Origin of the sequence: Alteromonas sp. AMM-1 (genome assembly GCF_047290655.1) — a bacterium.
In the GTDB taxonomy this organism is placed as follows: Bacteria; Pseudomonadota; Gammaproteobacteria; order Enterobacterales; family Alteromonadaceae; genus Alteromonas; species Alteromonas mangrovi.
On record NZ_JBLBUE010000125.1, the window covers coordinates 1 to 10,227 of the forward strand.

Here is a 10,227-nt window from a genome sequence, read left to right on the forward strand (position 1 = left end):
GCCACCGCCATGAAACTGGCCAAGCACATTAATAAAGTAGGCGTGGTGTCTGGTGTGTGTGACGGCTTTATTGGTAACCGCATGCTGAAAGGCTACGGCCGTGAGGCGGGTGCACTGTTATTGGAAGGCGTATCGCCGGCACGTATCGATAAAGCCCTGTATGACTTTGGTATGGCCATGGGCCCGCTCACCATGGGCGATTTGGCTGGACTGGACGTGGGTTATCGCGTGCGTAAAGAACGCCGTGAACGCGGAGAATATGTGCCCGAGACCGACGGCGCTATTGCAGACCGTTTGGTAGAAGCAGGGCGTTTGGGCCAGAAAGCAGGCAAAGGTTACTACCGCTATGAAGAAGGCTCACGCACGCCTATTCCTGATCCGGAAGTCGACGCCATCATTAAAGAGGCGATGGATGCACTGGGTTGCGAACCTCGTGAAATCGACGACGAGGAAATCGTAAAACGCCTTATTTACCCGCTGATCAATGAAGCGGCCCTGATTCTGGACGAAGGCATTGCCCAGCGTCCGTCTGATATTGATGTGGTGTACATCTATGGCTATGGCTTCCCGGTATACCGGGGCGGCCCGATGTTTTATGCCGATACCGTGGGATTGCCTGCGATTGTGGCTGACATGGAACAGTTCCAGGCGCGCTACGGCGACGACTGGCAGGTTGCGCCATTACTGAAAACCCTTGCCGAACAAGGTCGCAGTTTTGCTGACCTGACATCTAAATAGTTGAGGAGAGAGATTGTGACTGATGCAGTAATTGTAAGTACCGCACGCACGCCCATTGGCAAAGCGTACCGAGGGTCGTTCAACAATACCCATGGCGCAGAGTTAGCCGGCCATGCGATTGCCCAGGCAGTGCAACGTGCCGGTATCGACGGCGCAGAAGTAGAGGATGTATTAATTGGTTGTGGTCTGCCGGAAGGCGCTACAGGCGGCAACATTGGTCGTCAGGCTGCACTCATGGCGGGCTTACCGGTGACTACCGCCGGCGTAACCATTAACCGTTTTTGTTCTTCTGGTTTGCAGGCCATTAGTATGGCGGCACAGCGTATTATTGTAGATGGCGCCCCGGTAGCGGTTGCGGGTGGGCTGGATTCCATCTCGCTGGTACAGAATAATAACATGAATAAATTCCGCGCCCACAGCGAGGCGTTGAAAGCCAAGCATTCAGGCATTTATCTGTCGATGATTGAAACCGCAGAAATTGTTGCCAAGCGCTATGGAATTAGCCGTGAGCAAATGGACGAATACGCCTTACAGAGTCAGCAGCGCACCGCAGCAGCTCAGCAAAGTGGTATTTACGACAACGAAATTGTGCCCATGGACGTGGTGCACGCGCAATACGACAAAGCCACGGATACCACTGAGTTGGTAAATAAAACCGCTACGTCTGATGAGTGCAACCGCCCGACCACTACGTTGGAGGGCCTTGCGGGTCTGAACCCGGTAATCGACGGCGGCACCATTACCGCCGGGAATGCCAGTCAGCTGTCTGATGGGGCGTCTGCCAGTGTCATGATGTCGGCAAAGGAAGCGCAAAAACGCAACCTACCGGTACTGGGCACGTATCGCGGTATGGTTGTCACCGGCTGTGAGCCCGATGAAATGGGCATTGGCCCGGTATTCGCGGTACCTAAGCTGTTAAAGCGTCATGGCTTAACCGTGAACGACATTGATTTGTGGGAACTGAATGAAGCCTTTGCCGTACAGGTACTGTACTGCCGCGACAAGCTGGGTATCGACAATGACAAGCTCAACGTAAACGGTGGGGCTATCTCCATTGGTCACCCTTATGGCATGAGTGGCGCCCGTATGGTGGGCCATGTGTTGCTGGAAGGACAGCGTCGTAAAGCCCGTTATGCCGTTACTACTATGTGTATTGGCGGTGGTATGGGCATGGCAGCGTTGTTTGAAATCAACAGCTAATTCCAAGCCCTGTATGGCGAAAAAGTTGTACCTCGTGCACCGGCTTACCCGTCGACTATGGTAACGCTGGTGCTTTTTATTGCCCTGCTGGCAACGGCCATGGGGCAAAGCGTGGTGATGACAATACTACCAGCCCTTGGCAGGGAGACCGGACTGTCTGAACTTCAGGTGGCGGCGATACTGTCGTCGTCTGCCTGTATTTTTGCATTGGGTAGCACCCGCTGGAGTTATTATGCGGCGCGGGCGGGTAATCGACGTACGCTTATTTACGGTTTGTCGGGATACTCTATTGGCACCCTGTGTTTTGCCAGTGTGTTTAGTGTTGGACTGGCTGAATGGCTTACCGGCTATGCGCTGTTTGGTTGCTTACTGGCAACGCGGGTGGCCCAGTCCACTGTTATGTCGGCCACGCCGCCAGCAGCTGTGGGCTATGTAATTGGCTATGCGCGGCGGCAGAGCCTCCATTCGGTGGCTACGCTAAGCAGGGTCACGTCAGCAAATAACCTTGGGCAAATACTGGGTCCGGGGCTGGCTGGTCTGCTGGTTACCTATGGGCTGGTAGCACCGCTGTACGCCATTATTGTATTAACGTGCCTGGCATTGCTGTTGGTGTGGAGAAAATTGCCTGACGAGCCTCCGTCGCAGCCGGAACACCCCAAGGCATTAACGAATATCGACGTTTCGGCTTCGTCACCAGTATTGCTGTTACTCAGTTTTGCTGTAGTGCTATTCATCTGTATGGCCATGTTGCAGCAAAGTCTGGGCTTTTTGCTGATTGACTATTTTCATCATTCCCCCGTAGAAGCTGCCCAGATCACAGGCACGGCGCTAATGATCAGTGCATTAGCCGCGCTCAGCGTGCAGTGGACACTGGTACAACGCGGCCATTTTACCCTGAAACAACTGCTGTATCTGGCGGCCATCGCGATGACCGCGGGGTATATTTCTGTGGCAACGGCCACCGAGGTGCAGTTTATCTACATTGGTATGGTGGGTATTGGTGTTGGCGTTGGGGTAGGGTATCCCAGTGTTACGGCAGCAGCTACGCAACGCTGCTCAGATGCTGAACGCGCCAAAGTGACTGGTCTGATGACAGCCTCTCCGGCAATGGGATATACCCTTGGACCGCCTTTGGGCGCGATGTTATACCAATCTGATATCCACTTCCCGTTGTATTGTTGTGTACTACTAAGTGCTTGTTTGATAGCAATTAACCTGAGAATCCAATACTTCTTTAGCAGTAAATAAGTAAAACTAAAGATCAATTTTTATTAATTTAGTTTTACATAGCGAAATACCATTCCAATATATTGACACCCATTTTTACAGGTGTTAGTTTTGTGTGCAGTTCGTAACATAGATTTAACAACGCGTATTACACACATAAATTGGAACTGAGGAAAAACCATGTGCCCTACCAGCATAACCAGGAATCACACTTCGCTGTTTAAGTATTCCGCTTTGACTTTGTGCCTCTCTGCACTATTGCAACCTGTACAGGCCCAGGAAGTCGCCAAGTCGAACAAAACGGCCGACAAGTTGTTCGAGAAAATTGAAGTTACAGCGCGTAAACGCGTTGAGTCTATTCAGGATGTCCCTGTGGCCATTACGGCATTTGGCGAAGACCAATTAGATGCCATGAAATTCCGAAGCATGAATGACCTGTCTGTGGGCATTGCCAACGTGGTGCTGGAAGATGTGGGAACGGCGCGTGGCGTGGCTAACTTCTCAATTCGCGGTTTAGGCATTAACAGCTCAATCACCTCAATCGACCCAACGGTTGGCGTATTTATCGATGGCGTATTCATTGGGACCAACGGTGGCGTGGTAGTGGATATGTTTGATATTGAACGCGTGGAAGTGTTGCGCGGACCGCAGGGTATTCTGTTTGGTCGTAACGTAACCGGCGGCGCAATCCTGATCACCACGAAAAAGGCCGACGATACCTTCAACGCAAAAGTTCGAGGCTCGGTAACGGGCGGTGGCCCGGGTGGACTGAACAAAACGATTCAGGGCGCGGTTAATATTCCGCTTACCGACAACCTGTTTACCAAAGTATCGGTATACCACAACAACGATGAAGGCTGGTTTAAGAACAAATTTGATGGCAGCAATCACGGTGCAGTAGAGCAAACGCTGTTTCGCTCTTCTACCTTGTGGGAAGCCACTGACGATCTGACACTGGAATTAAAGTATGAAAATCTGGATTTGGACGGCGATGGCCCGTCAGGTCAGAACCATACCAATGGTTTGGGGATTAATCCGAATCTGGCGTTCTCTGGCGCACACCCATTAGCGCCTTATGCCGTAACATTTGATCGCGACAGTCATGATTTCGCGATTAACGAGCCAGGCTGGCAGAAAATCGAAACCGAACTGCTGTCGCTGAATCTGAACTGGGATGTTGCAGGTGGCACCATGACGTATATCTACGGCTGGCGCGATTACTTCTCGCCAACTCGCGGTGACATTGATGCGCAGCCATTTTCGCTATTCCACTCTAATTCCTGGACAACCAGTGAACAGCACAGCCATGAGCTGCGTTTTAACACCCAGTTGGGCAAAGCTAACGTCACAACCGGTTTGTACCACTACACCAACGATATGCTGTACCACGAACGCCGAGAACTGCCTATTACCACGGTATACGCCGATATTAATGGCGACGGCACGCCAGACTTACTGGCTGCGGGTATTTATCAGGACGGTGGCGGTTTGCATGACACATCAAGCCTTGGGGCGTTTGCTGCGGTAGATTATGACCTGGATGACCAGTGGACCTTGTCTGCCGGCTTGCGTTACACCCGTGAAGAAAAAGACGTTCAGATCTCGTCGATGAACCTGAACGTAAGTAGCATAAACAGCGGGTTTATTATTCCACAGGGCCCGAAATGCAACATTTACGAAGCCAATGACTGTAACTTCGATTTTGTTGACAACAAAACCTGGAGCAATGTGTCACCTAAAGTCGGCGTTCGCTTCCGACTGGATGATGACACTAACCTGTTTGCCAACTGGTCGAGAGGGTTCCGTTCGGGTGGTTATAACCTCAGAAATACCGCCGATATCAGCACGCCTGAATTACGCGAAGCCAACGGCCCGGGTCCATTCGATGAAGAAACTGTTGATAATTTTGAAGTGGGCTACAAGGGCGACACTGCATGGGGCCGCTTTAACGCCGCCGCGTTCATTACCAACATTGACGATATGCAGCGCGAAGTGAGTTTGCCTGCGCCGGATGGCTCACTGATTCAAATCATCAAAAACACCGCCGAAGCAACTCTGATGGGGATAGAAGTTGACGGTATGTTCCGCATTACCGACAACCTGGTTGCGATGTTCAACCTGGGACTGATCGATGCTGAGTACAGCAAGGTAATATACGATCTTAACGGTGATGGTGTAGTGGATAAGGATGACGAAGCACTGGAAATCCCACGTGTACCGGAAATTACCTACAGTGTTGGATTAACTCACGATACGGAAGTGAGTGACTGGGGCCTGTTAACCAGCCGCATCAATTACTCGTATCGCGACAAAACCTATTATACCGACAACAATCAGGGCTATATCGACGATCAAAAGATTCTGAATGCTGGTATCGATCTTCAAAACGAAGAGGGCACCTGGGTAGTGAGCTTGTTTGGGAAAAACCTGACTAACGATGTGAAACACGGTAACGATACGCAATTGAGTTTTGGTACCTTTGCTCCTCTGACCAAAGGCCGTGAGTACGGTGTAGAGTTTACATATCACTACTACTAGATTACTTTTTATACATGTGTAGTTGAATCCGCACAACAAAGTTAGCCCGGAGCACAGTTAACGTGTTTCGGGCTTTGTTGTGAGCAATAAAAATAAAAAGGAAAACACATGGATAGAAAGTATGTATTAACCGGTTTGGGTTACGCGCTATTAGGATTACTGTTGGGTATTCACATGGCCGCAACGAAAAATCACGGGCAGTTAGTGACCCACGCACACATTATGTTGCTGGGGTTTGTTGTTAGCATGATTTACGCGGTAATCCATAAATTATGGCTAACCAATAGTGATTCAAAGCTCGCGGTGGCCCAGTACTGGTTACATCAGGCTGGCACAGCGGTACTTATCATTGGGCTGTATTGTTTGTACGGCGGTATTGCGGGTGATGACGCGCTCGCGCCGGTATTAGGCATATCGTCGATTGTGGTGCTTATTTCACTGATTATGATGAAAGTCATGTATATCAAGAGCAGTAAAAGCTCAGAATAGCCAATAAAAAACGGAGCCATTTGGCTCCGTTTCACAATGTATAGCGCTGTTTGTGTTACACGCCAATGTAATCCATGATGCCTTCAGCCGCTTTACGACCTTCGTCAATCGCGGTAACAACCAGATCACTGCCACGAACCATATCGCCACCGGCGAAGATTTTCGGGTTTGATGTCTGGTATGCAAACTTGCCTTTGGCTGGTGCGCGAACACGGCCTTTTTCATCCAGGATGATACCGTAGTCGCCAAACCAAGGGGCAGGGCTAGGCTGAAAACCAAACGCAATGATTACCGCGTCGGCTTCTAACACAAATTCTGAACCTTCAACCACAACCGGGCTACGACGGCCCTGTGCATCCGGTGCGCCCATTTCAGTCCGAACCAGTTTAACACCCGTTGCATTACCTGCTTCATCAACAGCAATGTCTAATGGCATAACGTTAAACTCGAACAACACACCTTCTTCTTTGGCGTTTACCACTTCACGGCGTGAACCCGGCATGCTGGCCTCGTCACGACGGTAAGCACACGTTACTTTTGCGGCATCCTGACGAATAGAGGTACGTACGCAGTCCATAGTGGTATCACCACCACCCAGCACGACCACTTTCTTGCCTTTCATGTCGATGTAGTCAGCCGCGTCTTTTTCCAGTCCCATAACACGGTTGGTGTTGGAAATCAGGAACGGCAACGCATCGAATACACCTGGCGCTGATTCGTTGTCGAATCCGCCTTTCATGTACTTGTAAGTACCCATTCCCAGGAATACTGCATCGTATTCGTCGAGTAATTGCTGGAATGGAATGTCTTTACCAATTTCGGTGTTCAGAACGAACTCAACGCCCATTTCAGTGAAGATTTCACGACGCAGTTTAATGACGTCTTTTTCCAGCTTGAACGATGGGATACCAAAGGTCAGCAAGCCGCCGATTTCTTCGTACTTGTCGAATACAACGGGTTTAACACCGTTACGTACCAGAATATCCGCACAGGCAAGACCAGCCGGGCCCGCACCTACGATAGCCACTTTTTTGTCTGTCCAGGTTACCCCTGACATATCCGGACGCCAGCCCATTTTAAAGGCGGTATCGGTGATGTACTTTTCAATCGAACCAATGGTGACTGCACCGAACTCATCGTTCAGGGTACAAGATCCTTCACACAAACGGTCCTGTGGACATACGCGACCACACACTTCCGGCAAACTATTGGTTTTGTGCGACAGTTCAGCCGCTTCCATGATTTTGCCTTCGTTAGCCAGCGCCAGCCACTGTGGAATGTAGTTGTGCACCGGGCACTTCCATTCACAGTACGGGTTGCCGCAGTCCAGGCAGCGATCTGCCTGGCCTTCCGCTTGCGAAGAGGTAAGTGGATGATAGATTTCAGCGAACCCCGATTTACGCTCCATAATGGGCTTTTTCGGCGGATCAATTCTTTCTACATCAACAAACTGATAAACATTCTTAGCCATTATCTTCTCACCTCACTATTGTGCCTGAATGCGCAATTCAGCGCTGGAACGACTAATATGGCCCAACAGGTTTTTCACATCGCTGGTTTTTGGTTTCACCAGTTTGAACTTCGATAAGGTGCTGGCAAAGTCATGCAGCAGGCTCAACGAGAACTGGCTGCCGGTTTCTTCGTAATGCTGGTTGATTAAGCCACGCAGATGTTCTGCAAGGATCACTTTGTCGTCAATCGACAATAGCTCTACCAGCTCAGGGTTAACGCGGCGATCCAGATCACCTTCGTCATACAGGTAAGCAAAACCACCTGTCATACCGGCACCGAAGTTAACGCCCACAGGGCCCAGCACCGCCACAATACCACCGGTCATGTATTCACAAGCGTTGTCACCCACGCCTTCCACAACGGCAATGGCACCTGAATTACGTACTGCAAAACGCTCACCCGCACGGCCCGCTGCAAACAGCTTGCCGCCAGTTGCACCGTACAGACAGGTGTTACCCATAATGGCGCTTTCGTGGGTGTTGTATTGCACATTACGCGGCGGATAAATGACCAGCTTACCGCCAGTCATGCCTTTACCTACGTAATCGTTGGCATCACCTTCGATATACATATTCAGACCGCCAGCGTTCCACACGCCGAAACTCTGCCCCGCCGTTCCTTTAAACGTAACGGTGATTGGCATTTCTTCCATGTCGTGGTTGCCGTAGTGCTTGGCAATCTCACCTGAAAGTAATGCACCAACAGAGCGATCGGTGTTGCGGATAGGGTAACTGAGGTTAATACCACAACCCTTGATAACTGCTTCTTTGGCGTCTTTCAGCATTTTGGCGTTCAGCACACCTTTGTCCAATGGCGCATTGGTGGTTTCTGAACAGAACAGATGCGTGTGTTCACCCGCAACTGGCTTCGCCAGAATGGGAGATAAATCCAGACGATTCTGCTTGGCGGTAATACCTTCAACCAATGACAGCAGTTCAGTGCGGCCGATCAGTTCGTCGAACTTACGCACGCCCATGCTGGCCATGATTTCACGCACTTCCTGAGCAACAAACTTAAAGTAGTTCATTACCATGTCCGGCAAGCCAATAAAGTGCTCAGCACGCAGTTTTTCGTCCTGAGTTGCTACACCGGTTGCACAGTTGTTCAGGTGGCAAATACGCAGGTATTTACAGCCGAGGGCAACCATTGGGCCAGTACCAACGCCGAAGCTTTCCGCACCCATAATTGCCGCTTTAATAACATCAAGACCAGTTTTTAAACCGCCGTCGGTTTGTACGCGCACTTTGTGGCGCAAACCGTTTTCTACTAACGCTTGTTGCGTTTCCGCCAGACCCAGCTCAAACGGACTTCCGGCATATTTTACCGACGTCAGCGGGCTTGCGCCTGTGCCGCCATCGTAGCCAGAAATGGTGATAAGGTCGGCATAGGCTTTCGCAACACCGGTTGCAATGGTGCCTACACCGGGCTCAGATACAAGCTTCACTGAAATAAGTGCGGTTGGGTTCACTTGTTTCAGGTCGAAGATCAACTGAGCTAAATCTTCAATAGAGTATATGTCGTGATGCGGCGGTGGTGATATCAGGGTTACACCTGGCACCGAGAAGCGCAGTTGCGCAATATACTTATTGACCTTGTCGCCAGGCAGCTGACCACCTTCACCAGGCTTGGCGCCCTGGGCAACTTTTATCTGTATCACACTCGCGTTAACCAGGTAATGCGGTGTTACGCCAAAGCGTCCCGATGCAACCTGTTTAATCTTAGAGTTTTTCTCTGTCTTAAAGCGTTTAGGGTCTTCGCCACCTTCACCTGAGTTAGACTGTCCGCCTAACCGGTTCATGGCAATCGCCAGCGCCTCGTGTGCTTCAGGGCTCAAGGCTCCAATAGACATCGCGGCGGTGTCAAAGCGCGGGTATAAGCTTTCGGCTGATTCAACTTCGCTGATGTCAACTGGCTGATTGGCCGGATTGAGCTTCATTAAATCCCGTAAGTGTGAGGGTGCACGCTCATTTACCAGTTTCGCATAAACCTGATAGTCGGCGTAGTTGCCCGACACTACCGCTTTTTGCAGTGTTTGAACTACATCAGGGTTGTACGCGTGGTATTCGCCATCGTGTACGTATTTCAACAAACCACCGTGCGAAATCTTTTTGCGCTTTAACCAGGCAATGCGTGACAGGTTAATGGTGTCCTGATGGAAATCGTCGAAGTTGGCGCCTTCAATGCGCGAAGGCACGCCTTTGAAACACATTTCCATGACTTCCTGGCAAATACCAATCGCTTCGAACAGTTTCGAGCTGCGGTAGCTGGCCACGGTGCTGATACCCATTTTGGACATGATCTTATACAGACCTTTGTTGATGCCCTTGCGGTAATTCAGCACAGCTTGCATTGCGGTAATATCCAAATCACCTTTTTCGCATAACTGCTCAAGCGTTTCATAGGCCAGGAACGGATAAATTGCCGTTGCACCCAAACCAATCAGTACTGCGAAGTGGTGTGGATCACGCGCGGAGGCGGTTTCTACCACAATGTTGGCGTCGCAGCGCAATTGGTTATCTACCA

7 protein-coding genes are annotated in these 10,227 nt (G+C 50.5%); 5 read left to right on the plus strand and 2 right to left on the minus strand.

What is annotated here, in order from left to right; all coding sequences use genetic code 11:
* The 5 genes from ACLR2L_RS15470 to ACLR2L_RS15490 form a co-directional block, all read left to right on the plus strand.
* Nucleotides 1-738 (plus strand): 3-hydroxyacyl-CoA dehydrogenase family protein (locus ACLR2L_RS15470; protein WP_413369342.1); only part of this gene is annotated, 738 nt, incomplete at its 5' end.
* Between the two features lie 15 nt (nt 739-753).
* The gene (locus tag ACLR2L_RS15475; RefSeq protein WP_413369344.1) at nt 754-1,938 is read left to right on the plus strand and encodes an acetyl-CoA C-acyltransferase; all 1,185 of its coding nucleotides are present in this window, start codon (nt 754-756) and stop codon (nt 1,936-1,938) included.
* A 57-nt stretch (nt 1,939-1,995) separates the two neighbouring features.
* A complete protein-coding gene (locus ACLR2L_RS15480; RefSeq protein WP_413369346.1) occupies nt 1,996-3,186 on the plus strand; it encodes an MFS transporter in 1,191 nt (396 codons plus the stop codon).
* Nucleotides 3,187-3,399: 213 nt separating this feature from the next.
* Nucleotides 3,400-5,703: a TonB-dependent receptor gene (locus ACLR2L_RS15485; RefSeq protein ID WP_413369348.1), complete on the plus strand. Its 2,304-nt coding sequence runs from the start codon at nt 3,400-3,402 to the stop codon at nt 5,701-5,703.
* A gap of 108 nt (nt 5,704-5,811) precedes the next feature.
* Entirely contained in the window at nt 5,812-6,192 is a 381-nt protein-coding gene (locus ACLR2L_RS15490; protein WP_140959074.1) for a TonB-dependent receptor, read from the plus strand.
* A 55-nt stretch (nt 6,193-6,247) separates the two neighbouring features.
* On the opposite strand, the gene ACLR2L_RS15495 is transcribed toward ACLR2L_RS15490, so the two are convergent.
* Both ACLR2L_RS15495 and gltB read right to left on the minus strand, forming a co-directional pair.
* Nucleotides 6,248-7,663: an FAD-dependent oxidoreductase gene (locus ACLR2L_RS15495; RefSeq protein ID WP_140959072.1), complete on the minus strand. Its 1,416-nt coding sequence runs from the start codon at nt 7,661-7,663 to the stop codon at nt 6,248-6,250.
* 15 nt (nt 7,664-7,678) lie between these two features.
* Nucleotides 7,679-10,227, minus strand: a 2,549-nt coding sequence (gltB, locus tag ACLR2L_RS15500; protein WP_413369351.1) for a glutamate synthase large subunit, incomplete at its 5' end; no start/stop codon positions are given.

Coding starts and splice junctions, on each gene's coding strand:
- ACLR2L_RS15480 (WP_413369346.1), top strand. CDS start 1,996: ATGGTAACGCTGGTGCTTTTTATTGCCCTGCTGGCAACGGCCATGGGG.
- ACLR2L_RS15490 (WP_140959074.1), top strand. CDS start 5,812: ATGGATAGAAAGTATGTATTAACCGGTTTGGGTTACGCGCTATTAGGA.
- ACLR2L_RS15495 (WP_140959072.1), bottom strand. CDS start 7,663: ATGGCTAAGAATGTTTATCAGTTTGTTGATGTAGAAAGAATTGATCCG.